28 protein-coding genes are annotated in these 24520 nt (G+C 75.9%); 13 read left to right on the forward strand and 15 right to left on the reverse strand.

Annotated features, from left to right (window positions below; genetic code table 11):
• Window positions 1-2 precede the first annotated feature (2 nt).
• The 6 genes from FIC82_RS04215 to FIC82_RS04240 all read right to left on the reverse strand — a co-directional run bounded on the left by FIC82_RS04215 (window position 3) and on the right by FIC82_RS04240 (window position 7249).
• Window positions 3-686: an SDR family oxidoreductase gene (locus FIC82_RS04215; protein WP_154797685.1), complete on the reverse strand. Its 684-nt coding sequence runs from the start codon at window positions 684-686 to the stop codon at window positions 3-5.
• Between the two features lie 96 nt (window positions 687-782).
• The gene (locus FIC82_RS04220; protein WP_154797686.1) at window positions 783-1250 is read right to left on the reverse strand and encodes a hypothetical protein; all 468 of its coding nucleotides are present in this window, start codon (window positions 1248-1250) and stop codon (window positions 783-785) included.
• A 191-nt stretch (window positions 1251-1441) separates the two neighbouring features.
• The gene (locus FIC82_RS04225; RefSeq protein ID WP_168731475.1) at window positions 1442-2758 is read right to left on the reverse strand and encodes an NAD(P)/FAD-dependent oxidoreductase; all 1317 of its coding nucleotides are present in this window, start codon (window positions 2756-2758) and stop codon (window positions 1442-1444) included.
• Between the two features lie 733 nt (window positions 2759-3491).
• Window positions 3492-5288, reverse strand: coding sequence for an AMP-binding protein (locus FIC82_RS04230; protein ID WP_168731476.1), 1797 nt, complete (start codon window positions 5286-5288; stop codon window positions 3492-3494).
• A gap of 90 nt (window positions 5289-5378) precedes the next feature.
• Window positions 5379-6596 carry a sensor histidine kinase gene (locus FIC82_RS04235; protein WP_168731477.1) on the reverse strand — a complete coding sequence of 406 codons (1218 nt, stop codon included), beginning with the start codon at window positions 6594-6596 and terminating at the stop codon, window positions 5379-5381.
• Window positions 6593-7249 carry a response regulator transcription factor gene (locus tag FIC82_RS04240; RefSeq protein ID WP_154797687.1) on the reverse strand — a complete coding sequence of 219 codons (657 nt, stop codon included), beginning with the start codon at window positions 7247-7249 and terminating at the stop codon, window positions 6593-6595. The genes FIC82_RS04235 and FIC82_RS04240 overlap by 4 nt, the downstream gene beginning before the upstream one ends.
• A gap of 159 nt (window positions 7250-7408) precedes the next feature.
• Between FIC82_RS04240 and FIC82_RS04245 the strand changes: the two genes are divergently transcribed.
• The 4 genes from FIC82_RS04245 to FIC82_RS04260 are packed head-to-tail and all read left to right on the forward strand — an operon-like array spanning window position 7409 to window position 10951.
• Window positions 7409-8008 carry a hypothetical protein gene (locus FIC82_RS04245; protein ID WP_154797688.1) on the forward strand — a complete coding sequence of 200 codons (600 nt, stop codon included), beginning with the start codon at window positions 7409-7411 and terminating at the stop codon, window positions 8006-8008.
• Window positions 8005-9102: an efflux RND transporter periplasmic adaptor subunit gene (locus tag FIC82_RS04250; RefSeq protein ID WP_154797689.1), complete on the forward strand. Its 1098-nt coding sequence runs from the start codon at window positions 8005-8007 to the stop codon at window positions 9100-9102. The genes FIC82_RS04245 and FIC82_RS04250 overlap by 4 nt, the downstream gene beginning before the upstream one ends.
• Window positions 9099-9758: an ABC transporter ATP-binding protein gene (locus FIC82_RS04255; RefSeq protein WP_154797690.1), complete on the forward strand. Its 660-nt coding sequence runs from the start codon at window positions 9099-9101 to the stop codon at window positions 9756-9758. The genes FIC82_RS04250 and FIC82_RS04255 overlap by 4 nt, the downstream gene beginning before the upstream one ends.
• Window positions 9755-10951: an ABC transporter permease gene (locus FIC82_RS04260; protein ID WP_168731478.1), complete on the forward strand. Its 1197-nt coding sequence runs from the start codon at window positions 9755-9757 to the stop codon at window positions 10949-10951. The genes FIC82_RS04255 and FIC82_RS04260 overlap by 4 nt, the downstream gene beginning before the upstream one ends.
• 4 nt (window positions 10952-10955) lie before the next feature.
• Here the strand turns inward: FIC82_RS04260 and FIC82_RS04265 are convergent, their stop codons facing one another.
• The 3 genes from FIC82_RS04265 to FIC82_RS04275 form a co-directional block, all read right to left on the reverse strand.
• Window positions 10956-11846: a phosphotransferase gene (locus tag FIC82_RS04265; RefSeq protein WP_154797691.1), complete on the reverse strand. Its 891-nt coding sequence runs from the start codon at window positions 11844-11846 to the stop codon at window positions 10956-10958.
• Between the two features lie 68 nt (window positions 11847-11914).
• Window positions 11915-12202 carry a hypothetical protein gene (locus FIC82_RS04270; protein WP_168731479.1) on the reverse strand — a complete coding sequence of 96 codons (288 nt, stop codon included), beginning with the start codon at window positions 12200-12202 and terminating at the stop codon, window positions 11915-11917.
• 3 nt (window positions 12203-12205) lie between these two features.
• Window positions 12206-12757, reverse strand: coding sequence for a hypothetical protein (locus FIC82_RS04275; protein ID WP_154797692.1), 552 nt, complete (start codon window positions 12755-12757; stop codon window positions 12206-12208).
• A 151-nt stretch (window positions 12758-12908) separates the two neighbouring features.
• Here FIC82_RS04275 and FIC82_RS04280 point away from each other — a divergent pair, with 151 nt between their 5' ends.
• Together FIC82_RS04280 and FIC82_RS04285 are read left to right on the forward strand one after the other, a co-directional pair.
• Entirely contained in the window at window positions 12909-13979 is a 1071-nt protein-coding gene (locus tag FIC82_RS04280) for a C2 family cysteine protease (protein ID WP_154797693.1), read from the forward strand.
• A gap of 3 nt (window positions 13980-13982) precedes the next feature.
• Window positions 13983-14252 carry a hypothetical protein gene (locus FIC82_RS04285; protein ID WP_154797694.1) on the forward strand — a complete coding sequence of 90 codons (270 nt, stop codon included), beginning with the start codon at window positions 13983-13985 and terminating at the stop codon, window positions 14250-14252.
• A 21-nt stretch (window positions 14253-14273) separates the two neighbouring features.
• On the opposite strand, the gene FIC82_RS04290 is transcribed toward FIC82_RS04285, so the two are convergent.
• Window positions 14274-14900 (reverse strand): class I SAM-dependent methyltransferase, encoded by a 627-nt coding sequence (locus tag FIC82_RS04290; RefSeq protein WP_154797695.1) that lies wholly within the window; start codon window positions 14898-14900, stop codon window positions 14274-14276.
• A 143-nt stretch (window positions 14901-15043) separates the two neighbouring features.
• Between FIC82_RS04290 and FIC82_RS04295 the strand changes: the two genes are divergently transcribed.
• Window positions 15044-15808 (forward strand): MOSC domain-containing protein, encoded by a 765-nt coding sequence (locus tag FIC82_RS04295; protein WP_154797696.1) that lies wholly within the window; start codon window positions 15044-15046, stop codon window positions 15806-15808.
• Between the two features lie 4 nt (window positions 15809-15812).
• Here the strand turns inward: FIC82_RS04295 and FIC82_RS04300 are convergent, their stop codons facing one another.
• Both FIC82_RS04300 and FIC82_RS04305 read right to left on the reverse strand, forming a co-directional pair.
• Window positions 15813-16370, reverse strand: a complete 558-nt coding sequence (locus FIC82_RS04300; protein ID WP_154797697.1) for a PH domain-containing protein — start codon at window positions 16368-16370, stop codon at window positions 15813-15815.
• Between the two features lie 89 nt (window positions 16371-16459).
• A complete protein-coding gene (locus FIC82_RS04305) occupies window positions 16460-17107 on the reverse strand; it encodes a histidine phosphatase family protein (RefSeq protein WP_168731480.1) in 648 nt (215 codons plus the stop codon).
• A gap of 334 nt (window positions 17108-17441) precedes the next feature.
• Here FIC82_RS04305 and FIC82_RS04310 point away from each other — a divergent pair, with 334 nt between their 5' ends.
• The 5 genes from FIC82_RS04310 to FIC82_RS04330 all read left to right on the forward strand — a co-directional run bounded on the left by FIC82_RS04310 (window position 17442) and on the right by FIC82_RS04330 (window position 21126).
• On the forward strand, window positions 17442-18068 hold the full coding sequence (locus FIC82_RS04310) for a DinB family protein (RefSeq protein ID WP_154797699.1): 627 nt from the start codon (window positions 17442-17444) through the stop codon (window positions 18066-18068).
• Between the two features lie 50 nt (window positions 18069-18118).
• On the forward strand, window positions 18119-18817 hold the full coding sequence (locus FIC82_RS04315; protein WP_154797700.1) for a DsbA family oxidoreductase: 699 nt from the start codon (window positions 18119-18121) through the stop codon (window positions 18815-18817).
• A gap of 158 nt (window positions 18818-18975) precedes the next feature.
• On the forward strand, window positions 18976-19155 hold the full coding sequence (locus FIC82_RS04320) for a hypothetical protein (protein WP_154797701.1): 180 nt from the start codon (window positions 18976-18978) through the stop codon (window positions 19153-19155).
• Window positions 19156-19384: 229 nt separating this feature from the next.
• The gene (locus FIC82_RS04325) at window positions 19385-20005 is read left to right on the forward strand and encodes a SigE family RNA polymerase sigma factor (RefSeq protein ID WP_253691440.1); all 621 of its coding nucleotides are present in this window, start codon (window positions 19385-19387) and stop codon (window positions 20003-20005) included.
• The gene (locus FIC82_RS04330) at window positions 20002-21126 is read left to right on the forward strand and encodes a hypothetical protein (protein ID WP_154797702.1); all 1125 of its coding nucleotides are present in this window, start codon (window positions 20002-20004) and stop codon (window positions 21124-21126) included. The genes FIC82_RS04325 and FIC82_RS04330 overlap by 4 nt, the downstream gene beginning before the upstream one ends.
• A gap of 19 nt (window positions 21127-21145) precedes the next feature.
• On the opposite strand, the gene FIC82_RS04335 is transcribed toward FIC82_RS04330, so the two are convergent.
• Genes FIC82_RS04335 through FIC82_RS04345 form a run of 3 tightly spaced genes read right to left on the reverse strand, consistent with a single transcriptional unit; the run spans window position 21146 to window position 23244 of the window.
• Window positions 21146-22150, reverse strand: a complete 1005-nt coding sequence (locus tag FIC82_RS04335; protein WP_253691442.1) for a DNA-3-methyladenine glycosylase family protein — start codon at window positions 22148-22150, stop codon at window positions 21146-21148.
• Entirely contained in the window at window positions 22147-22611 is a 465-nt protein-coding gene (locus tag FIC82_RS04340) for an ester cyclase (protein ID WP_168731481.1), read from the reverse strand. Before FIC82_RS04340 ends, FIC82_RS04335 begins: the two co-directional genes overlap by 4 nt.
• A 30-nt stretch (window positions 22612-22641) precedes the next feature.
• Complete coding sequence (locus tag FIC82_RS04345; RefSeq protein ID WP_168731482.1) at window positions 22642-23244, reverse strand: ribonuclease H family protein; 603 nt, start codon at window positions 23242-23244, stop codon at window positions 22642-22644.
• 193 nt (window positions 23245-23437) lie between these two features.
• On the opposite strand from FIC82_RS04345, the gene FIC82_RS04350 reads away from it, so the two are divergent.
• Window positions 23438-24169, forward strand: a complete 732-nt coding sequence (locus tag FIC82_RS04350) for a DedA family protein (RefSeq protein WP_168731483.1) — start codon at window positions 23438-23440, stop codon at window positions 24167-24169.
• The last annotated feature ends 351 nt before the right edge of the window (window positions 24170-24520 follow it).

Raw genomic sequence — 24520 nt, forward strand, 5'->3', positions numbered from 1 at the left:
CGCTACCGGTCGAGCGCCTCGAGGACCGGGGTCTCGCCCGCGGTGAAGCGGACGAAGCGACCGGAGGACGCCGGGGTGCGCAGCGCCTGCGCCACCACCATCGCGACGTCCGCTCGCGAGACCCGCGAGGCCGCGCCGTCCGGGACGTCGTCGGCCCCGTCGAGCCCGTCGGCGCCGTCCCCGACGACGCGGATCGCGCCGGTCGGGTCGTCGTCCGTGAGGGTGCCCGGGCCGAGGATCGTCCAGTCGAGGTCCGTGCCGCGCAGGTGGTCGTCGGCGGCGAGCTTCGCGTCCGCGTAGGGGAAGAAGCTCGAGTCCGGGTCGACGCCGTGGTCTGGCACCGACCCGATCCACGACACCATGACGTACCGCGGCACCTCCGCCGCGCCCGCGGCGTCCATCGAGCGGCTCGCGGCGTCGCGGTCGACGGCGTAGGTGCGCTCCGGGCTCCCGCCGCCCGCGCCCGCGGACCACACGACGGCGTCGAACCCGCCGAACGCGGCCGTGAGCTCGTCGGCCGAGGCGTGCTCGACGTCGAGCAGGAGCGGCTCGCCGCCCAGGCGGCGGACGAGCGGGAGCTGCTCCTCGGCGCGCACGATCCCGGTGACGGCAGCACCGTGGTCGACGAGGATCGGGACGAGCAGCCGGCCCACCTTGCCGTGGGCTCCGACGAGGGCGATCTTCATGCGGCGCACTCCTGTCTGCTGGCGGTGTGCGTCCACCGTGCTACCCCGTGGACGCCGTCGCCACCCGGGGAGCGTGTCAGGGGGGCGGGAGGTGTGTCAGGGGCACTTCCGTGCGTTCGGCGCGGCCGCCAACGTCACCGTGGCCGAGCCGCGCAGGAGGTCGCCGGCCGCCGGGTCCTGGACGCAGACCGTCCAGCCGTTCGACACGCCCGGCAGGGCACCCGCGCCCGGGTCGCGCGCGTCCACGACCACCACCGTCGACGCGCCCCGCTGCGCCAGGTCGGCGCGCGCCTGCCGGATCTTCGTCTCGACGAGGTTCGGCATCGGGAACGCGGGCTCGATCTCGACCGAGACCTCGACGCCGTCGGACCCGCCGGGCGGCACCGGCTGGCCCGGCCCGGTGGTCGGGGTCTCGGTGGGGCCGTCGGTCGGGGCCGCGGTCGGCTCGGCGGTCGGTCCGGTGGTCGGCTCAGCGCTGGGGGACGGCGGCGGGGTGCCCGGCCCGCCGGGAAGACCCTCGGCGCGGCACCCGGCCAGCGCCGTCGCGGCCACGACCGCGAGCACGGCGACGCGCCCCGCGCGTCGTCGGTTCCTGTTCCTCGTCCGGTACGTCGTCGCCGACGGTGCCGTCGTTCGTCCTGCCACCACACGTGCCCCCGGTTGCCCCTGCGAACTGCCTTGCGTCTTCGAGGGTACGTGACGGTCGCCGCGGGCGCGGGGCGGAGGGCCGCCGACGCCGGGTGATCCTCGGGGTGTCAGTCCCGTCCCGGCGTGGGGCGCTTGGGCGGCCGGACGGTCGGCACGTCGCCGACGATGGGGATCGGCCGGCGGTGGAAGGGGAACCCGTAGCGCGTGACCAGGCCGGCGAGCGTCGTCAGGCGGTTCCGCGGCCCGATGAGCCCCATGATGTGGACGAACAGCCACGCGAGCCACGCGACGCCCCGCGTGAGCCGGAGCCTCCCGACGACCTCAGCGATCGCCGCGCGCCGCCCGATGACCGCCATGGTGCCCTTGTCGAAGTACCGCAGGGACGTCGTCGGCCGGCCCTCCACCAGCGCGAGCACGTTGCGCGCGACCTGCGTGCCCGACTGGATCGCGGGCTGCGCGAGCTGCGGCAGACCGGCCGGCGAGATCGCGATGTCGCCCGCGGCGAAGACCCCGGGCAGCCCCTCCACCTGGAGGTCGTCGCCCACGACGACGCGCCCGCCCTCGCCGCGCGGCAGCCCCCAGTCGTCGACCTCCTCGTGCGGGTGGACGCCCGCCGACCACACCGTGAGGTCGGAGCGGATGCGCGTGCCGTCCGTGAGCACGACGGCGTCCGGCAGCACCTCGGCGACGCCGGCACCCAGGTGCAGGCCCACGTGGCGACGGCGCAGCTCCTCCGCCGCGTACCGGCGCAGGCTCGGGTGGAACGACTTCAGCACCTCGGGGCCACGCTGGACGATCTTCACCTCGAACGCGTCCCCGTGGATCTCGGGGTACGCGGGCCGCAGCCCCGCCGTGCGCAGCTCGGCGAGCGCGCCCGCGACCTCCACGCCCGTCGCGCCGCCGCCCACGACCACGACGCGCAGCCCCTCGTCCGTGCCCGGGTTCGCCGCGGCCTTCTCGAGGCGGATGAAGAGCGTGTCGCGGATCTTCATCGCCTGGGACCGCGAGTACATGGGGAACGAGTTCTCCTTGGCGCCCGGGGTGCCGAAGAAGTTCGCCGTGACGCCGTTCGCGAGGACCAGGTAGTCGAAGTCGACCCACTCGTCGTTGAGCAGCCGGATGCGCCGCGCCTCGTGGTCGACCTCGACGAGGTGCTCGTGCACGACCCGCACGTTCTTCTGCCCGAGCCGCAGCCCGCGCAGGAAGTACGTGACGTCGCCGGGGTTCAGGCCGCCCGTCGCGACCTGGTAGAGCAGCGGCTGGAACGTGTTGTACACGCGCCGGTCGACGAGCGTCACGCGCACCGGCGCCTTCGCGAGCCCCTTGACGACGGCGAGACCGGCGAACCCCGCGCCGACCACCACGACGTGCGGCGTCCGGGCGGCGGCTGCCGGGTCGGGCGCAACGGTGACGGGCTCGGGCACGGGGCCTCCTCGGGGCGACGGGCGGGGAGAGCGCCGGTGCTCGCCCGCCTGCGTCGCGGACGTCGCCGACGACGTCTGCCAGGTTACGGCGAACCCCGCCCGTACGCCGAACAGGCGGCTCGCTCCGCGAGGTAGAACCCTGGTCTGCCGAGGTAGAACCCTGGTTGCGCGAGGTAGAACCCTGGTTGCGCGAGGTAGAACCGTGGTCGGCCGAGGTAGAACTCTGGTTCTTGTGCCCGACGGCGCGTGGCTGGGTGGGTGGTCGGGGTGGGTGGTGGTGCCGCGTCTACCATCCGCCGCTCGTTCCTCGCGGCTCCCGCCAGGCCCGCCACGACGCGGCACCACCACCCACCCCGACCGTCGTCGTCTCACCCTGGCCTTGGCTCGCCCTGGGCTGGCGCCGCGCGGGCGGCCTCGGGCGCGCGACCCGGCCGGCGCCGGAGTCGTGGCGCTCGGTGGCCCGACCGCGGCGGGTCACCGCCCGCCGGACATCGGGGAGCACGTGACGAACGACCGCCGCGGGCGGCCGGTCGTCGCTGGGCACGACGGCGGTTCTACCTCGCGCGACCACAGTTCTACCTCGGCGGACCACAGTTCTACGTCGGGCGACCAGGGTTCTACTTCGGCGGAACCGGGGTTCTACCTCGCGCGACCAGGGTTCTACTTCGGCGGGACGGGGTTCTTGCTCGCGGGGGCCACGGTTCTGGGTCCGCGGGTCGGGTCTGCTTCGGGGTCAGGGGCGGTGGCGCTCGACGTCGTCGCGGTGCAGCAGGTCCTCGCGCACGACGCGGCGCAGGACCTTGCCGATCTGGGAGCGCGGGAGCTCCGGCACGACGGCGAGCGTGCGCGGCAGGGCGTAGCGGGCCAGACGCTGCTCGCCCCACTCGCGCACGGCGGCGAGGTCGACGCGCGGGGGTGAGCCGGCGCCGTCCGTGTCGTCGAGCACGACGACGGCGGCGACGTGCTCGTCCGAGCCGCCGCCCGGCACGCCCACGACGGCGACGTCCCGGACGCCGGGCATGCCGCGCAGGTGGTCCTCCACCTGGGAGGGGTACACCTTGAACCCGCCGGTGACGATCATCTCCTTGATGCGGTCGACGAGCGTGACGAGCCCGGCGTCGGGGCCGTCGAGCGCGACCCGTACGACGTCGCCGGTACGCAGCCACCCGTCGTCCAGGAGCTGGTGCGCGGTCTCCTCGGGGCGGTTCCAGTAGCCCTGGAACACCTGCGGGCCGCGCACGAGCAGCTCGCCGCGCACGGTGCGCGGTGCCGCGGGATCGTCCGTCGGCTCGGGGTCGGCGTCGCGCAGGTCGCCCGCGTCGAGCGCGTCGGCGTCGACGACGCGGATCTCGGTGCTGGGGAAGGGGAGGCCGAGCGTCCCGGGGCGGCGGTCGTCGGAGCAGGGGTTGCCGAGCGAGATCGGCGACGTCTCGGTCATGCCGTACCCCTCGATGAGCAGCCCGCCCGTCGCGTCCTCCCAGCGCGCCGCGGTCTCGGCGGTGATGGGCATGGCGCCCGCGAACGCGAGGCGGATCGAGGTCAGGTCGCCGCCGGCGCCCGGCACCGCGTCCGCCGCGTCGACGATGCGGTCGAACATGGGGGCGACGCCGGGCAAGAACGTCGCGGGGCGGCGCGCCTGCGCGGCGACGAACGCCTGCGGGTCGAACTTCGGGAACGCGACGAGCGTCGCGCCGATGCGCGCGGGCAGCGTGAGGCAGAACGTCAGGCCGAACGCGTGGAAGAAGGGCAGCACGCCGTAGACCGTCTCCGCGCCCTCCTCGAACGTCGCCCACGCCTGGCCCTGCACGACGTTCGCGACGAGGTTGCGGTGCGTGATCACCGCGCCCTTGGGCGTGCCGGTGGTGCCGCCCGTGTACTGGAGGAGCGCGACGTCGTCGGCACCCGGGTGGGGGAGCGCCGGCGGGAGCGCCCGCGCGCGGCGGACGAGGTCGTGCCAGTCGGGGACGCCGGCCGGCACGGGGCCGCGCAGCGCGTCGCGCTGGGTGCGCGCCCGCGCGACGGGCAGGCGCAGCGCGAGGCGGCTGCCGCGCGGCAGGTCGCGCGCGATGTCGAGCCCGACGACGGTCCGCAGCCCGGGCGCGTGCGCGCGGGCGTCGAGCACGGCGGGCACCGCCTTGGTCCACACGACGGCGACGCTCGCCCCCGAGTCGGCGAGCTGGTGCGCGAGCTCGTCGGCGGTGTACGTGGGGTTGTGCTCGACGACGACGGCGCCGAGGCGCTGGACGGCGTAGAACGCGACGACGTGCGACGTGCTGTTCGGGAGCACGAGCGCGACGCGGTCGCCGCCCCGGACGCCCAGGTCGTGCAGCGCGCTCGCGGCACGCTCGACCTGCGCGACGAGCCGGGCGTAGGTCGTTGTCGCGCCGAAGAAGTCGACCGCGACGCGGTCCGGCCAGCGCTCGGCCGCGCGGTAGAGGGCGGCCGTGACCGGCTCGTCAGGGACCTCGACGTCCTTCGGGACGCCGGGGGCGTAGCGGTCGGTCCACGGCCTCGTCGCCAGAGTGTTCACTACGCCACCGTAACCTACGGTTGCGTAGGTTCTGTGCCGCCACGGTGCGGGCCCGGTCGGAGACCGGCGCTCCGAGTTCCCGGCGAGGGTTCACCCTGCGTCTGCCGGGACCACCTCGTAGGCCTCGCCGGGGAGCCGCACGGTCACGACGAGGCCGCCCTGCGTCCGCGCGGCGAGCGTCACGTCCCCACCGTGCGCTGCCACGACGGCGCGGACGATCGACAGGCCGAGCCCGCTCCCCGCGCCGGCGCCGGTCCGTTCCCCGCCGAGGCGCCGGAAGGGCTCGAACAGGCCGGCGAGGTCGTCGGGCGCGACCGGGGGACCGGAGTTGGCGACCTCGAGCACGGCGTCGCCCGCGGCGTCGGACCGCGTGGTGACCCGCACCCAGCCGTGCGGGAGGTTGTGCCGCACGGCGTTCTCCACGAGGTTGCGCACGAGCTGCTCGAGAAGCAGCGGGTCGCCGGACGTGGGGGCCTCGTCGCACGACGCCTCCACCCGGACCCCGAGGTCCGGCGCGGGTGCGCCCGGCGGAGGGTCCAGCACGTGCTCGACGACGTCCGCGAGGTCGACGAACCGGCGGTCGGCGAGCCCGCGCTCGGACCGGGCGAGGAGGAGCAGACCGTCGAGCAGCCGCTCCTGCCGGGCCGTGACGTCCAGCAGGGACTCGCCGAGGCGGCGCACGTCGTCCGACGCCCCGGGCCGCTCGACCGCGACCTCGACGAGCGCGCGGTGCAGGGTCAGCGGCGTGCGCAGCTCGTGGGACGCGTTCGCGACGAACCGCCGCTGCGCGTCGAACGCGTCGTCGAGGCGCCCGAGCATGCCGTCGAACGTGTCCGCGAGCTCCGTGACCTCGTCGCGCGGGCCGTCCATCCCGATCCGCTCGTGCATGCGCCGGGCGGCGTCGGGGGACTCGGCGATGCGGTGCGCCGTCGCGGTGATCGTCGACAGGGGCCGCAGCATCCGCCCGGCGAGCAGCCACCCCGCCCACGCGGCGAGCGCACCCACCGTGACGAGCGCGAGCGCCCCCTGGGTCAGCACCGCGGTCAGTGCCTCGCCCCGCGCCGCGCCGACGAGCCCGACCAGCACCTCGTAGGTGATCTCCTGCCCGGGGGCGACGGGCGACTCGTCGGGTGCGGTGCAGCAGAACGACGCGCTGACGAGCGACGCCTCGCCCACGAGCCGCTGCCGCACGAGCGCCCAGGTGAGCGCGAGCACGACGGCGCCCGCGACGACGAACAGCGCGGCGTGCACGACCGTGAGCCGGGCGCGCAGCGTCAGGCGCGGACCTCTCGACCCGGACCGGCTCACCGGATCCGGTACCCCACGCCGGCCCCGGTCTCGATGATCGCGGGCTCGCCGAGCTTGCGGCGCAGCTTGAGGATCGTCACCCGGACCACGCCCGTGAGGGGGTCGACGTTCTCGTCCCACGCCTTCTCCAGCAGCCGCTCCGCCGAGACGAACCCCCCGTCCGCGAGCAGGAGCTCGACGAGGACGGCGAACTCCTTGCGCGACAGCGGCACGTAGCGGCCGTCGCGCACGACCTGGCGGTGGTGCAGGTCGACCCGGACACCCGCGCGCGACAGGACCGGGGGAGCCGCGGGTCGCGACCGTCGGCCCAGCGCCTGCACACGCGCGCCGAGCTCGGCGAACGCGAACGGCTTGGCGAGGTAGTCGTCCGCACCCATCGCGAGGCCCGCGACCCGGTCCTCCACGCTCCCGGCCGCGGTGAGCATGAGGACGCGCGTGGTCGGTGCGGACGCCGCGACGTGCCGGCACACGTCGTCGCCGTGCACGACGGGCAGGTCGCGGTCGAGGACGACGAGGTCGTAGTCGTGGACGGCGACGCGTTCGAGCGCGCTCGCGCCGTCTCCCACCACGTCGACGGCGTGCGCCGCGCCGCGGAGCCACTCGGCGACGGCGTCCGCGAGCAAGGGCTCGTCCTCGGCGACCAGGATGCGCATCCGCACAGTGTCGCGTGCCGCCCGTTGCGCGGGCGTTACCGGGACCGGTCACGCCCGGGAAACGCGCCGTCCGGTGGGGTGGAGGGCCAGGAGGACGGCCACGTCCTGCTCCCCACCGCCGAGGAGGCGCTCATGACCAGGTCGAGGAGGACCGCAGCGATGTCCGGACCGACCGGACCGACGGCCGGACCGACGACCGGACGGAGGCGCCGAGGGCGGGCGCCGGTCCTGCCGGCCCTCGCGCTGATCGTCGGGCTGCTCGTGACACTCCCGGTCGGGTGCGCACCGGGCGCCACGAGCGACGCGCCGTCGGTCGCGTCGCTCGACGACGCGACGACCGGGACGCCGACGAGCACCCCGTCGGAGCCGTCGGTCGACGGCGACCCGGCGGGCCTCAGCGCGTGCATGGAGGAGCAGGGCGCTCCGATCCCGCCGCCGACGAGCTCGGACGGCGAGTTCACCTACACCTACCCCGACGGCGTCTCGCGCGCCGAGGCCGACGCCGCGTTCGCGGCGTGCGGGCGCTACCTCCCGGGCGGCGGAGCCCCGCCGGACGCGGACCCGGAGCAGCTCGCCCGCCTGCGCGAGCTCGCCGCCTGCATGCGTGACCACGGCGTCGAGGGATTCCCCGACCCGAACCCCGAGGGCGTCGTCGACATGCCCGCGGGGAGCGGCGTCGACCCGTCGTCGCCGGAGTACACGACCGCGCTCGACGCGTGCACGGAGAGCCGCGCGCCGGCCGGGGAGGGCCAGGGATGAGCCCGCGGCCGGGCGGGCGCGCGACCGTGGCGCGCCGCGCGGGATGGGCGGTGCTCGGCGCGGCGACGCTGGCCGGTCTCGGACTCGTGGCCGCCGCGGCGGACGGGTTCGGGTTCGGGCCGTCCGACGGGCCGGTGGGTGCGGTCGCACCCGCGACCACGGAGGTCACGCGCCAGGACCTCGTGGCGACGACCGAGGAGCCGGGCGAGGTCGGGCTCGTCGGGCGCCGGACGCTCCGCGCTGCGTCCGGCGTGGTCACGTGGCTCCCCGTGGCGGGCGCCGTCGTCGGGCGCGGGGAGCAGCTCTACCGGGTCGACGAGGTGCCGACGGTCCTGCTGCTCGGGGACCTGCCCGCGTACCGGACGCTCCAGGAGGGCGTCTCGGGACCCGACGTGCGCCAGCTCGAGGAGAACCTCGCGGCCCTCGGCCGGACGGGCTTCGACGTCGACGACCGCTTCACGTCCGCCACCGCCGTGGCCGTGCGGGCGTGGCAGGCGGACCTGGGCGTGGCGCGGACGGGCGTCGTCGAGCCGGGGGTCGTGCACTACGCGCCCGACGCCGTGCTGGTCGCCGACCTGGTCGCCGAGGTCGGGGACGACGCCGCGGGCGACCTGGTCGTCGTCGCGGGGCAGGAGCGCGTGGTCACGGTCGACCTCGACCCGCGCGACGCACGGTTCGCCGTCGCGGGCGCGACGGTCTCGGTGACGTTGCCCGACGGCTCCGTGCTCCCCGCGACCGTCGCGCGCGTCGAGACCGTCGTGGTCCCCGGCCCGCCGGGCGTGGCCGGCGAGGAGGACGGCACCACGGTGCTGCGAGCGACGGTGACGCCCGACGACCCGGCGGCGCTCGCGGGGGACGACGCGCCGGTCGCGTCGACCGCGCGTGTCGCGTTCGCGGCGGACCGGCGCGACGACGTGCTCACCGTGCCGGTCGCAGCGCTGCTCGCGCTCGCCGAGGGCGGCTACGCGGTGGAGCGCGTCGACGACGGCGGGACGGCGCTCGTCGCGGTCGAGACCGGGCTGTTCGCGGACGGTCGCGTCGAGGTGTCCGGGGCCGGCCTCGCCGCGGGCGACCGGGTGGTGGTCCCGGGATGAGCGCCGTCGTCGAGCTCGACGCCGTCACCAAGGAGTACGACGGCGTCGTGGCGCTCCGGGACGCCGACCTCACGGTCGAGGAGGGCGACTTCGTCGCCGTCGTGGGCCCGTCCGGCTCGGGCAAGTCCACGCTGCTCCAGATCGTCGGGACGCTCGACCGCCCGAGCGCCGGCACGGTCCGCGTCGACGGGCACGACGTCTCGCGTCTCTCCGACCGCGGCCTGTCCGCGCTGCGTGCGCGCCGCATCGGGTTCGTGTTCCAGCAGTTCCACCTCGCCGCCGGGGTGAGCGCGGTCGAGAACGTGGCCGACGGGATGCTCTACCAGGGCGTCGCGCCGGCGCGACGTCGGCGCCTCGCCGTCGAGGCGCTGGAGCGGGTCGGGCTGGGCCACCGGCTCGCGCACCGGCCGCACGAGCTGTCGGGCGGCGAGCGCCAGCGGGTCGCGGTCGCGCGCGCCGTGGCGGGGTCGCCCGCGCTCCTGCTCGCCGACGAGCCCACCGGCAACCTCGACTCCGCGTCGGGCGGCGAGGTCATGGCCCTCCTCGCCGGGCTGCACCGCGACGGGACGACCGTCGTCGTCATCACGCACGACGCCGAGGTCGCGGCGAGCGCGCGGCGGCGCGTCGTCCTGCGCGACGGGCGGGTGCACGCGTGAGCGCGCTCGTGCCGGCGCGGCTGCGCGCCGCCGACCTCCTGCGCGTGGGTGGGGCCGGGCTGCGGGCGCGCCCCGCGCGGGTCGTCCTCTCCGCGCTGGGGATCGCGATCGGGATCGCGGCGATGGTCGCCGTGGTGGGCATCTCCAGCTCCGGTCGGGTCGAGCTGGACCGGCAGCTCGACCGGCTCGGCACCGACCTGCTGCGCGTCGTCCCCGGCGACGACCTCCTCGGTGGCGCGGCCGCCCTGCCCGACGAGGCCCCGGCCATGATCGCCCGCATCGGGCCCGTGACGGACGTGTCGTCCGTGGGGGCGGTCGACGCCGCGGTGTACCGCAGCGACCTCGTGCCCGCGGTCGAGACGGGCGGCATCGCGACGTACGCCGCGGACCTCGACCTGCCTCCCGCGCTCGGCGCGACGGTCGCCTCGGGGGCGTGGCTGAACGCCGCGACCGCCCGGTACCCGGCGGTCGTGCTCGGCGCGACCACGGCCCGGCTCCTCGGGATCGGTCACGCCGACCCCGAGGTGCAGGTGCTCGTCGGGGGCGAGCGGTTCACCGTCGTCGGGGTCCTCGACCCCGTGGTGCTCGCCCCGGAGATCGACACGGCGGCGCTCGTGGGCCGCCCCGTCGCGGCCGAGGTGCTCGGCTTCGACGGGCACCCGACCACGGTGTACACCCGTTCCGAGGAGGCGTCGGTCGCGGACGTGCGCGCCGTGCTCGCGGCGACCGCGAACCCGGCGGCTCCCCACGAGGTCAGGGTGTCGCGACCGTCCGACGCGCTCGCGGCGCGGGCGGCGGCGGACGAGGCGTTCACGGGGCTCCTGCTGGGACTCGGGGCGGTCGCGCTGCTCGTCGGCGGCGTCGGGGTCGCGAACACGATGGTGGTCTCGGTGCTGGAGCGCCGCGGCGAGATCGGCCTGCGCCGCTCGCTCGGCGCGACGCGCGAGCACGTCCGCGCCCAGTTCCTCGCCGAGTCCCTGCTGCTCGCGCTCCTGGGCGGGACCGCGGGCGTCGTGCTCGGCGTCGTCGCGACCACCGCGTACGCGGCCCTGCGCGCGTGGCCGACCCACGTCCCGGCGTGGGCCTCGCTCGGCGGCCTCGCCGCGACGGTCGTGGTCGGGGTGGTCGCGGGCCTCTACCCGGCCGAGCGCGCGGCCCGGCTCTCTCCCACGGAGGCCCTGGCCGTCCGGTGAGCCGTCAGCCCGCCAGGACGCGGTCGAGCGCCGCACGCCCCGCGGGCCCCCAGTGGGCCTTGCCGCCGGGCAGCCCGCGGTCCCCGTTCTGCCCCATGAGCAGGAGGAAGAGGGACTTGAGCGCCGCGAGACCACGGGCGCGCCGGACCGTCGCCTCGTCGGCACGCGCGTAGGCGTCGACGAACCGCGCGGCGGCGCCGGCGGGCAGCAGCACCCATGCGGCGGCGATGTCCCACGCCGGGTCGCCCGCGAACAGGTCGCCGAAGTCGACGACGCCCGCGAGCGTCCCGTCCGCGACGACGACGTTCGCGGGGTGCAGGTCCCCGTGCACCCACACGGGCGGCCCCTCCCACTCCGGGGCCGCGACGGCGTCGGCCCAGACGGACCGGACGGCGGCGGCGTCCTCGGGCGCGACGGCGCGGAGGAACCCCTCGAAGCCGTCCGTGGCGTCGCGGGGGTGGGCGCCCCGGTCCGTGGACGCGGGCGCGTCGGCGGGCGCCGGGACGTGCAGGGCGCGGAGGAAGCCCGCCAGCGCGTCGGCGGCGTACGCGCCCCGGGTGATCGTGCCGTGGTCGAGCGGCTCGCCGGGCACCCAGGTCATGACCGTCCAGTGCCGCGCGAGGGGTGCGGACGGCTCGCCGTGCCGCACGGGGACGGGGACGGGGAGGGGCAGGGTCGGGGCGAGGACGGGCAGCCACCGCCGCTCCTTGAGCTGGAGCTCCGGCGTCGGGTCCATGCGCTGCACCCGCACGGCCAGGTCGTCGCCGAGCCGCCACATCTGGTTGCCCCACCCGCCCGCGACCTCGCGGAGCGGCAGCCCCGCCAGGTCGGGATGCTGCTCGCGCAGCGCCTCGCGCACGCGGTCCTCGGTGATCTCGGTGCCGACGGCGCTCATGCGCGCCCACTGTACCGACGCGGCGACGGTGGTCCCGCGCCCACGTCGCCCCGGGCGCCGGCACGTGGTCAGGCGGGGTGCCAGCGGGCTCCCCACCTGCGGGTGAGCCGACCGCCCGACGTCGCGGCGTGCGCGCGCACGCCGGTCTCGACCGCGTCGGCGACCGCGTGCGCGGACGCGTCCGTGTCTGCGAGGAACCGGACGGTGACGCGCGCCTCGCCCCGCACGACACTGACGTCGTACGCCTCGACCGTGGTCAAGGCGCGGGCCGCCTCGGCGGCGGCCGGGAGCACGGCCTCGGGGTCGGCGCCCGGGTGCAGCAGACCCACGGCGAGGGTCACGCGGTACGACGGCACGGCTCAGCCGACCTCCGGCAGCCCGGCCGCGTCGCACGGGTCGAGGTCGACCGGCCCGGAGGCGTCGAGGCGCACCAGGTCGCCGTCGACGGTGACGCGTACCGACCACCCCGCGGCGTCCTCCGTCTCGACGTACGCAGACCCGCCGTGCTCGGGATACACGACGTCCGACGGCTCGCCGAGGCCGTGCTCGGCGAGCACCGGGGCGATCACGTCGGGGACGTCCGCGAGCAGGTCGTACGGGTCCGCGACCTCCTCCCTGAGCTTGGCGTCGGGGAGGAAGACGACGCAGCGCCCGTCCGGCTGCTCCTGCGCGCCGGGGCCGTCGTCCACGGTCCAGCCGTCCGCGCCGTAGACGTCCTGGACGGCGGCGAGGACGTCCTGCCGTGCCTGCTCGTAGGCGGCGACGGCGTCCGGGGCGGGCGGCGGCTCCGTCGGCTCGGCGTCGCCGCCGCACGCGGCGAGCGTGGCGAGGGCGCCCAGCGCGAGCACCGCCCGTGCGGCCCGCGTCGTCGCCCCGGCGCCGCGGTGTCGTGTCGTGGATCGCTCCGTCATGGTCCCCCTCGGCTCGTCGAGCGCGTCGTCCGCGGGGGACGCTACCAGCGGGGCCCCGGCGCGCGGCCCGCCGCGGCATGGGGAGGGCAGCCCATGGCCGCGGCGCGGCGACGGCGGTACCGTCACGGCGACCTGCGGGCGAGGGGGAGACATGAGCGGGATGTACGGCGCGGACGTCGCGGAGCTGCGACGGCTCGGGCAGCGGCTGTCGGAGGCCGCCGACCGGCTGGCGACGCTGCGGGGCGAGCTCGACGCGCTGGTGACGTCGAGCCCCTGGGAGGGGCCGGACGGCGACGCGCTGCGCGGGGAGTGGTCCACGTCGCACGGCCCGGCCGTCGCGGCGGTGGGCGCGGTCCTCGGGGACGCCGCGACCGCCGTCGTGCGCCAGGCGGACCAGCAGGAGGTCGCGAGCACCGACGGCACCGGCGGTCCGGGCGGGGGCGGCCCCGGCGGAGGCGGGGGCGGCGGCGACCGCGGCACGCCGGGCGAGGACGGCGACCGGCCCGGCGACCCCGGCCTCACCGACGACCTCGGCGACTACGAGGACGTCCCGCCGATCGACCTCGAGAACGAGGACTTCTCGATCCACGACATCAACCAGGGCCAGGTCGGGGACTGCTGGTTCCTCGCCGGGCTCGGTGCCGTCACCACGACCGACCCGGAGTTCCTGCGCGAGCACATCCGGCTCAACGACGACGGCACGTACACGGTGACGATGTACGAGGACGGCGAGCCGGTCGAGATCGTCGTCGAGCCGACCGTCCCGGAGAACGGCGTCGGCGGCCAGGACGGCGCGCCGAACTGGGTGTCGATCTACGAGAAGGCGGCGGCCGAGTACTTCGGCGGCGACTACCAGGACATCGACGGCGGGCACTCCGACGACGCGTTCGAGGCCATCACCGGCCGCCCGGCCGAGCGGTCGGGCGAGCTCAGCCTCTCCGACATCCAGGACCGGCTCCAGGACGGGCCGGTGGCCGTGGGGACGGAGGACGACGACGCGTTCTGGTTCTGGGAGGACGAGGTCGACGACAGCCGGATCGTCCCCAACCACGCGTACGTCGTCACCGAGGTCAAGGAGGTCGACGGCGAGCTGAAGATCCACGTCGTCAACCCGTGGGGACCCGGCGGCGGCATGCTGGACGGCGAGCAGAAGGTCGGCGACCTCTGGCTCACCGAGCAGGAGTACAAGGACAACTTCGACTCCGTCTACACGGGAGGCTGACGCATGGACGACGAGCTGCGCAGGGCCCGCGTCCCCCAGGGGGCGCAGGCGTCGTTCGCCGACGTACGGGTGGGGGTGATGCGCATCGGGGTCGGTGCCGGACGCGCGCTCGCGCAGATCGCGGTCCGCTCGCCCCGCGGCGAGGACGTCCTGCGGGTCGACCTCGGGGACGCGATCGACCTGCACGGCGCGGGCATGCTCCACGTCGACGACGTGGAGGGTGAGCCGGGCACGTCCGCCGGGGTCGTGACGTTCACGTTCCATCCCGCCTGACGGCCGGCCCGTCCGCGTCGCTCAGCCGGTGGCGCCCTCGGGCGCGGACAGGACCGCCACGAGGAAGTCGGCGTCCGCGGACCACGGGCGCAGGTCCCACGTGGCGAGCGCGACGTCGAGGTGCAACCCGGCCTCGTCGGCGTCGGCGAGGAACCGCTCGGGCGCGTAGCCCCGCCCGGCGCCGAAGCCGACGACGGCCCGACCGCCGGGCGCGAGGTGCGCGCGGAAGCGGCGCAGCACCTCGACCTCGGTTCCCGGGGCGAGGAACGTCATGACGTTCCCCGCGCACACGATCGCGTCGAACGGCGCGGTGACGCCCTCGGCGGGCAGGTCGAGGTCCGCGAGGTCGCCGACGCGCCAGTCGGGGCCCGGGTGGTCGGTGCGCGCCGCCTCGACGAGCACCGGGTCGACGTCGACCCCGACGACCGCGTGGCCGCGGGCGAACAGCTCCGCCCCGACCCGGCCCGGCCCGCACCCGGCGTCCAGCACCCGCGAGCCGCGGGGGAGCATCGCGTCGACCAGCCGGGCCTCGCCCGCGAGGTCGGCGCCGCGCGCCGCCATGGCCCGGAACCGTTCGACGTACCACGTGGAGTGCGACGGGTCGGCGGTGGTCTTCTGCTCCCAGCGGGACGGTCGGGCGGCGCTCATGCCGCCGACGCTACCCGGGCGGGCGAGGACACGTCCCGTGACCTTGGTCCCCGCCCTGCCCGTCCGGCTCGGGGCGCCGACCGTCCCGCCCCCCGCCGCGGTATGCCCGTGCTCGGCGGCCCCCGCGCTGCGAGAATCGAGGAATGTCCCCCGCAGCGCCCTCAGCCCCCACCTCGCACCCCGTCGCGACCCCGGCGACCGACCTCGCCACGGACCTCGCGTCGAGCGCGCCGACGGGGGAGGTCCTCGCCGTGTGCCGCGTGCACGCGCTCCTGCCCGACGCTGGCCCCGTCGGCGTCACGGCGATCGACAAGCGGCCCGTCGACGGGCCCGTGAAGGTGCGCCGGCTCGGGCTCTACGCCGACCTCCAGGCCGACCGGGCGAACCACGGCGGCGAGGAGCAGGCCGTGTACGCGTACGGGCAAGACGACGCGGACTGGTGGGTCGGGCAGCTCGAGCGCGAGATCCCGCCCGGCCTGTTCGGCGAGAACCTGCGTGTGCGAGGCATCCCCGTGAGCGAGGCCGTCGTGGGGGAGCGGTGGTCCGTCGGTACCGCGCTGCTCGAGGTCACCCAGCCCCGTACACCGTGCTCGACGTTCGCGCGCCGGCTCGGCGAGGACAGGTGGGTCAAGCGCTTCACCACCGCGAACAGGACGGGCGCGTACCTGCGGGTCGTGCGCAACGGCGAGCTGCGCGCGGGGGACGCGGTGACGGTGTGCTACCGGCCCGAGCACGGCGTGACCCTCGCCGACTGGTTCGGGGCGTGGAACGCGCGCGGCGCGGACCCCGAGCGCGCGGTGGACGTCGCGCGCCGCCTCATCGTCGCCCACCTCGAGGGCGACGTCGCGCTGACGGACGAGATGCTGGCCCGCGCCGAGATCGCGGTCGGGCAGGGCATCGAGGACTGAGCCGTCAGCGCTCCGCGCGCGGGATGCGAGGCGAGCGGGGGCCGCGCGGGGGCTCGTTCGGGGGCCACTCGCCGTCGTCGGAGCCGTCGTCGGCGGTGAAGAGCAGGTCGTGGAGGCGGACCTGCACGTCCTCGACGTCGGGCACGTCGTGGAGGTTCAGGCCCGGCTTGTCCGTCGCGTCGGAGATGACGAGCGTCCCGCACCCGAAGATCCGGTCGATCGGGCCCTTCTCGTAGTTGACGTCGTTGATGCGGTAGAGCGGGATGTCGCGCCCGGTGCGCGTGATGATCCCCGAGCGCATCGCGATGCGCTTGTTCGTCACCGTGTACTCGGTGGTGCGCCACCGCAGCCACGGCACGAGGACCCAGACGACAGCCGCGACGAGCGCGAGGCCCGCGACCACCCAGCGCACGACATCGTCCGGGACGAGCACGACCGTCACGACGACGGCTGCCACGAGCGCGACCAGCAGCACGAACGGCCAGAACAGGGCCTTCGCGTGCTCCTTGAGCTCCATGACGACGTGCTCGCCCTCGGTGAGGTGCTTCTCGCTCAGACCCATGGGGAGCATCGTGCCACCTCGGGCCCCGCGCCGGGAGGGGCGTCCGGGCGGGCGACGGCACTGACGGGTGCCTGCGTCCGGTCGTGCGCTCAGACGGGCGCCGAGAGGTTCCAGCCCTCGACCGTCCGCAGCCCGTGCCCGTACCCGAGCAGGCAGATCGCCGCCGTGCCGAGCTCGAACCGCGCGCCGAGGCCCGGGTCGACCCCGAGCCACACGGTCGCGAGGACGCGGAGCAGGTGACCGTGGGCGAACAGCACGACGTCCTGACCGCCCCGGAGCGTCGGCTCCACGCGGTCCAGCGCGCGACCCGCCCGGGCGGCGACCTCGGCCAGCTCCTCGCCGCGGTGCCCGTTCGCGGCCGCGAGGACGTTCACGCCGTCCCGGAAGATCAGCCACTCGTGCCCGAGCTGCTCGCCCACCGCGACCGCCGTCATGCCCTCGACCGGCCCGTAGTCCCACTCGGCGAGGTCGTCGTCGGTCGCCGCCTCGGGGAACCCGGCGAGGTCGGCGGTGCGTCGTGCGCGCTGGCGCGGGCTGGAGACGACGGCCGCGGGACGCCGTCCCCGACGATCGGCCCAGGCCTGCAGCCACACGCCCGCGGCGACCGCCTGATGCTCGCCGGCGACCGTGAGCGGGATGTCGGAGCGCCCGGTGTGCCGCCCGCTCGCGCTCCACTCCGTCTCGCCGTGGCGCACGAGGACGAGCTGCGGGTCGGGGGAGGTGTCGTTCGTGGTCACGGGTCGGCCTTCCTGACGGGGTCCTCCAGCAGGATCACCCCGCGCGGCCGGGAGCGCGCGTCGGCGCGGGTTCAGTCGGGGATGCCGTCGACCCCGTTGATCGCGAGGAACACGACGAGGGCGCCGAGCAGGACGACGGCGATCCCGGTCGCGACGAGCAGGACGGTGCGGGGGCGGACGCGCACGAGGGCTCCGGGGGGGTGGGGAGGAAGGACGGTCGGGACCATTGTCGCGCGGGCACGTGTCGGGGGCGGCGGGTACCGTCGGCGACCAGGAACGCCCGTGCCCGACGAGCCCGGGCGGCAGCGCTGCCGCGGACCTGGAGGAGGGCGTCATGGTGCACGAGACGGCGGACGGGCAGGTCGCGTACGGGAGCCCGGACTTCGACTGGTCGGTCCTCACGGTCCCGACGACGCTCGCGGTCGTGCGCGGCCAGCTCGGGTTCTCGTGGCTCGAGGTCGCGGAACGGCTCGCGACGCTGACCCAGGCGGAGCTCGAGTGGGAGCCGGGGCCGGACGCGCTGCGCGTCGTGCGGCGGGGCACCGAGCGCACGCCCCGCACGCTCGGCGTCGGCGACTGGGTGATGGAGTGGCCCGAGGGACCGGACTCGCCGCAGCCGCGGACGATCGCGTGGCTCGTCGCACACCTCACCGAGGCGTTCTTCGAGCGGTGGGAGTGGACGTTCGGTCCCCACGAGCGCCGTCGGGACGCGGTGACGTTCTCGGGCGAGGTCGGGCCGGCGGTCGCCGGCCTGCGGCACGAGGTGGACCGGTGGCGGGCAGGCGTCGACGGGCTCCCGGACGAGGGCGCGTTCACGGTCGGGCTGAGCCAGGCGACGGAGATCGACGCGCAGGCGCCGTTCGCCCACCTCGTGGCGCACATGAACCGCGAGCTGATCCACCACGGCGCCGAGATCATGGTGCTGCAGGACCTCTACCGTGCGGCGCACGTCACGCGCTGACGCCGGCTCGCGAGGGAATCGTGCGGTCGTCCAGATGGTTGAACTGTCACATGACCACGAACAGCCCCGTCGCGACGGACGCGTCGGCCCCCACGGTGAAGATCGACATCTGGTCCGACGTCGCGTGCCCCTGGTGCTACGTCGGCAAGCGGCGCCTCGAGACGGCGCTCGGCCGGCTCGCGGAGGCGGGTGACGGGCCGCAGGTCGAGATCGAGTACCACTCGTTCGAGCTCGCGCCGGACACTCCCGTCGACTTCGACGGCACCGAGGTGGACTTCCTCGCGGGCCACAAGGGCATGCCGGCCGCGCAGGTCGAGCAGATGCTCGCCCAGATGACGCAGCTCGCCGCCGCCGAGGGCCTGAGCTACGACTTCGACGCGCTCAAGCACACGAAGACCCTCACCGCCCACGAGCTGCTGCACCACGCGAAGGCGCACGGCAAGCAGGTCGAGACGAAGGAGCGCCTCCTCAAGGCGTACTTCGAGGAGGGCAAGCACGTCGGCCGGGTCCAGGACCTCGCGGACCTCGCGGCCGAGGTCGGGCTCGACCGTGCCGAGGTCGTCGCGGCCCTCGAGGACGGCCGCTACGCCGAGGACGTGCAGGCGGACATCGACCAGGCGCGCGCCTACGGCATCAACGGGGTGCCGTTCTTCGTGGTCGACGGCCGGTACGGGGTCTCGGGCGCGCAGGACCCGGCGGTGTTCGTCCAGGTGCTGCAGCAGGCCGTCGCCGAACGCGACGCCGCCTGACCGCGTCCCGCTCTGCGAGACGAGGTTCGGAGAGCGACGTATCTCACATCCGGTGCGGTAGACCTGCGACTCGGTATCACCGAGACTGGGACGCAGCCCGCACCGCCGCCGGCTCCACACGCGCACCGGCGCCCGTGAATCCCACGAGGAGGCCTCAGATGACCGACACCGCCACGAACCTGTACCACTCCATCGCCAACCCGCGACGCACCACGCTCATGAGCGTGAGCGCCGCCGACGCCGCGGCCCCGCACCGTGAGCCCGCACCCGCGCTCACGCTCGTGGGCGCCGACGACGCCGCCGTCTGCGTGGACGGGACGTGCGCTCTCCCCGAGTGAGCACCGACCGTCCGGGCCGGGCGCGAGCCCGGCCCCGCACCGCACGGACCGCCCGACGGCCCGGTACCGGAACCCTCCGGTACCGGGCCGTCGTGCGTCGTGGCCGACACGTCGGGCGACGACGAGCGACGAGTTCTCGGCGCGATGGAACCTCCCGGCGGGCCGTCGCGTGTGAAGAGGCGTGCACGGAAGAACCCGTGCGCAGCCGGACGACGGAGGGCGAGCGCACGTGACGGCCGCAGAGGTGGGGTTCGACGAGGTGGATGCGTCGCCAGGGGGATGCATCGACGTCGTCGTCACCAAGGCGGACCGCGACGCGGAGTTCGTCGCCTTCGTCGACCGGCACGGGCAGGGGCTCCACCGCCTCGCGCTGTTCCTCGCCGGGGACCGGTACCGGGCGGAGGAGCTCCTGCAGACGACCCTCGAGCGCACGTACCGCTCCTGGTCGCGGGCACGCGCCGGCGACCCGGCGATGTACGCGCGGCGCGTGCTCTCGAACGCGCGGATCGACTCGTGGCGCAGGGCGCGGCCGACCGTGCTGCTCACGGAGGAGGCGGTGCACGCCGGGCTCGGCGCCCGCGGTGACGCGAGCGACGAGCTGGGGGTGCGCGACGAGCTCGTGCGTGCCCTGCGGCAGCTCCCCGTCAGGCAGCGCCGGGTCGTGGTGCTGCGGCACCTGCTCGACCTCAGCGAGGCCGAGACCGCGGCGGAGCTCGGCGTGCCGGTGGGCACGGTGAAGTCCGCGTCCGCGCGAGGGATCGCCCGGCTCCGCACGATCCTGGGGGATCTGCGCAGCCACGACACCGACCGCCGGTCGGTGGACACAGCCATGGAGGGGGAGCAGGGATGAGCACGGAAGACGAGTACGGGAGCAGGCTGCGCGGCCTCGCCGGGACGGCGGTCCCCGGCGCCCCGGTCTCCGGTGAGCAGGCGCTCGGGATCGTGCGACGCGCCGGGCACCGGCGCCGGGCACGGAACGCCGTGACCGGCGCGGGCCTCGCGGCGGCGCTCGTCGTCGGCGGGACCGTCGGGGTCCCGGCGCTGCGCGACGCGGATCAGGTTCCGGCGCTGACGGCGGCGGCGTCCTCGGCGCCCGCCGCTCCCGACCTCACCCCGATCGAGGGCGTGCAGCTCATGGACCCCGGCGCCCGTACGTACGAGCGTGCGGACGGCCGCACGGTCGTCGACACCGGGCTCGGGTCGTGGGCGGACGGCGAGCGGTTCCTCCTCGCGGTCGCCCCGGGGACGGGCGGGTCCGCGGGGCGGATCGACGTCTACTCCGGGGACGACGTCGCGCTCGCGTCCCTCGTGGACGCGCCCGCGGCCCCCGCACCCGTGTGGACCGTCCCGGAGACCGGGTCGGCGGTGCTCGTCAGCCCCGACGAGGGCCGGGCGCTCGTGCTCGGCAGCATGCAGCGGCTGGGGGAGCCCGACCTCTCCCTCCTGCTGCAGGAGCCCTTCGCCACGGCGGGCGACGTGCGCGAGTGGACCGTGCCCGTGCTGCTGTCGCGGGTCGAGACCGGAGCGGAGTTCACCCACGCCGACGTCACGTTCGCGGGCTCCTCGCTCTGGGCGCTCACGCTCGACGTCGCGTCGGGCACGGTCCCGGAGCTGTACGGCGTGCTCTCGTCCGACGGCGACGGGAACGGGGGGGTCGGCGGAGCCTGCTTCGCGGCGGAGTGCGTCGCGACGTGGGACGGCTCCGGTCCCGCGACGGCCGGACCGGAGCGGCTGACCGTCACGCCGGCGACGCTCGACCTGCCCGGGCAGGAGGAAGCGCTCGCGGCGATGGCTCGGGCGACCGACCCGGACCAGCCGTTCGCCCTCCCGGGCGAGCTCTGCCTCGAGGGCCGTGAGGCCTGGGAGCGCGAGGCGGGGATCCGCACGACCGCGCGGGACCGGGCCGCCCTGTGCGTCGTGGACCGTCTCACCGTCGGGTTCGAGCAGCACGGGATGACGATCACGCTCTGACCCGGGGCCGTCGGCCGGGTCAGTGGTGCCGGTGGTCCTGGATCGAGAGGCGGGGGCCGCGCCGCGGGGCGTGGCCCCTGCCCGAGATCTCCAGGAGTCGCACGACGCGGTAGCGGTGCGGCGCGTAGGGCGCGAGGAGCTCGAGCATGCGGTCGTCGTCGACGCGCTCTCCGACGAGCGCCCAGCCGACCGCCTTCGCCAGGTGGTAGTCGCCGACGGACACGGCGTCGGCATCGCCGAGGGCGCGCTGCGCGACCTCGGCCGCGGTCCACACGCCGACGCCCGGCACGGCCCGGAGCCGGGCGTGCGCGGCGGCGGCACCCTGGGCGTCGAGCAGCGCCCCGCACTCCTCCAGGCGGCGGGCGACGCGCGCGGCCGCGACGACGGTCCGCGCCCGGCCCGGGTCGACGTTCGCCCGGTGCCAGTCCCACGACGGGACGCGTGCCCACGTCGCGGCGTCGGGCACGACGAGCATCCCGGCGTCGCCCGCGGGGCCGGGCGCGCGCTCGCCGTACCGGCGCAGGAGCCAGCCCCACGAGCGCCACGCCGCGACAGTCTGCACGCGCTGCTCGAGGATCGCCGGCACGAGCGCCTCCAGCACGCGCCCGGTGCGGGGGACGCGCAGCCCGGGGCTGCGCCGGTGCGCGTCGCGCAGCGGCGGGGGCGGGGTGAAGCCGGAGTCGTCGTCGCGTTCGCCGAGCAGGTGCGGAAGGGCGTCGAGCGCCTCCTCGGCACCCGGACCCCAGGCGTGCCCGACGACGTCGCGCGGCCCGGTCTGCACGAGGCGGCACGTCGTGGGCCCGGCGGGCATCCGCGTCGTGCGCCACACGTCGCCGGACGGCGTGCGCCGGAACGTCGGGTCGTAGGGTCCGCGGGAGAGCCGGTCGAGCGTGAGCTGCAGGTCGAGGGGGCGCTCGGACCGCACCCGGCGGACGAGCGTCTCGCCGGGCTGCGCGACCGGTCCCGGGAGGTCGCCGACCGCGGGCTCGGCGGGCCCGGGGCCCGTGCTCGGCAGGACGGTCACCGGACCATCGTCGCACCCGCCGCCGACGGTCCGGCGGGACCGCGCTCCACACCGAGCTGTACCGCGAGACCGGCGCGGTCGATCTGCATCCAGTACTCCACCACGCGGTCGTCCGCGACGCGGTAGACGCAGCTCGCGACCTGCACGACCTCCGCCCCGGTGGGGGCGTGGCCGTCCACCTCGCCGACGTGGCGGCCACGCTGGGTCCAGCGCACGTACACGCGATCACCGTCGGCGAGCAGCTCGTCGACCGTCAGGGCGAACCGCCCGTACGCGGCGAGCATCTCCTCGACGTGCTCGGCGTACTGTGCGGGCGTCCGGTGCACCGTCGTGGGCGCCTCGGACGTCACCTGGTGCGCCGCGACGAGCGGTGCGAGGAACTCGCCCGCGCGCCCTGGGGCGTCGCCCGAGCGGACGACGGCGAAGAACTCACGGACGAGGGCGGCGGGGGTACGTGTCACGGACCCATGATGCGCGACGTCCGCGCCGCCTCAGTCGAACAGGGTGTCCATGTCCCACGCGGGTTCCGCCTGCTTCGTGGCGGGCGCGGGCGACTGGCTCGGAGCGGTGGCCGTCGACGTCGGCGCGCCGGCTGGCACGCGGCCACCCCGTCGCGTCGGGTCGCCCAGCTCGGGCACGAGCGTCCCGTCGAGGTCGCCGCGCCCCGCGGCCCAGTCCTGGGCGGCGAGCCCGGCGAGCTGGTCGGCGCGCTCGTTGAACGGGTCGCCGACGTGGCCGCGCACCCAGCGGAACCGGACGGGCCCGGCGCGCTCGGTGATGACACGGTCGATCGCCTGGACGAGCTCCAGGTTCTTGACGGGCTGGCCGCCCGCGGTGCGCCACCCCTTGCGCTTCCACGCGACGACCCACTCGGACGCGCACTTGATCGCGTACTGCGAGTCGGACTCGATGAGCAGGGGCTCCGCGCCGGGGTGCGCGCGGACGGCCTGGAGCAGCGCGGTGAGCTCGGCGACCTGGTTGGTCCCGCTCACGGCGCCGCCGGAGTCGAACGTGCCGTCGTGGTTGATCCACGCCCACCCGATGGCGCCGCCCGGGTTGCTCAGGCACGAGCCGTCGGTGCTGACAGTGATCACAGCGCTCCTCGATCACGGACGTCCCCGCCCGCCGGCTGCGGCGCGGGGAGGCGAATGCGTCGAGCCACATTGTCCCCCGGACCGGAGGGTCGTGGGACCACCCGTCCGCAGGCGACCGGTCGGGGTCGCCTCAGGGAGGAACCGGGGGGATACCCCATGGTGCGGGACGTGCACGCGGTCGAGGCTGGGACGCATGGTCGCGTGGGTCGTGGAGCTGTGGGGACAGGTCGAGGCGTGGCTGCTCGCGCTCGTCGACTCCGTGTGGGCGTTGCCGACGCTCTTCGCGACGACCGCGGGCGACGGGTTCTTCCCGCCGATCCCCGGCGAGACCGTGATCGTGATGCTCGCGGTGGGGGCGCAGTCCGGCGGGGGCGTGGCCTGGGGGCTCGTGCTGCTCGTCGCCGCGCTCGGTGCGTGGTGCGGCGACCAGCTCGCCTTCACGCTCGGGCGGGCGCTCGGCACGCGGGCGCTGCCGGCGCTGCGTGGCTCGCGCGGTCGACGGGCCGTCGCGTGGGCGACGCGGTCGCTCGACCGACGTGGTGCGTCCGTCGTCCTGGGTGCCCGGTTCGTTCCCGTCGGGCGGACGGCGGTCAACGTCACCGCGGGCGCCGTCGGGTTCTCGCGCCGCCGCTTCATGGCGCTCTCCGCCGTGGCCTCGGCGGCGTGGGCGACCTACTCGGTCCTCATCGGCACGCTCGCCGCGGCGTGGATCGGTGACAGCCCGCTCCTCGCCGTCGTCGTGGGTGTCGTCGGCGGGATCCTGCTCGGCGTCCTCGTCGACACCGTGGTCCGCCTCCGCGCGTCCCGCCGGGAGAGGACGGCGACCGTCGCTGCTGCGCCGGCCCCGGCCGCGTCCCCGACGCCGGCCGTCGTCCCCACCGAGCAGGACGCCACCCTCGCCTCCTGCACCGGCCGGGCGAGCTAGAACCCTGATCGCCCGAGGCAGAACCGCGGTCGCGCGAGGTAGAACCGTGGTTACCCGAGGTAGAACCGTGGTCGTGCCCGACGACGACCGGCCGCCCGCTGCGGTCGGTCGTCGCGTGCTTCCTGATGTCCGACGGCGGGCGGTGACCCGCTGCGGTCGGGCCACCGAGGGCCGCGGCTCCGGCGCCGGCCGGGTCGCGCGCCCCGAGGCCGCCCGCGGGCAGTCGCCGGAGGCGTGCACAGACCGGGGTGAGACGAAGCCGGTCGGGGTGGGTGGTGGTGCCGCGTCGTGGTCGGGCCTGGCGGGAGCCGCGAGGAACGAGCGGCGGATGGTAGACGCGGCACCACCACA

This window comes from Cellulosimicrobium protaetiae, assembly GCF_009708005.2.
In the GTDB taxonomy this organism is placed as follows: domain Bacteria; phylum Actinomycetota; class Actinomycetes; order Actinomycetales; family Cellulomonadaceae; genus Cellulosimicrobium; species Cellulosimicrobium protaetiae.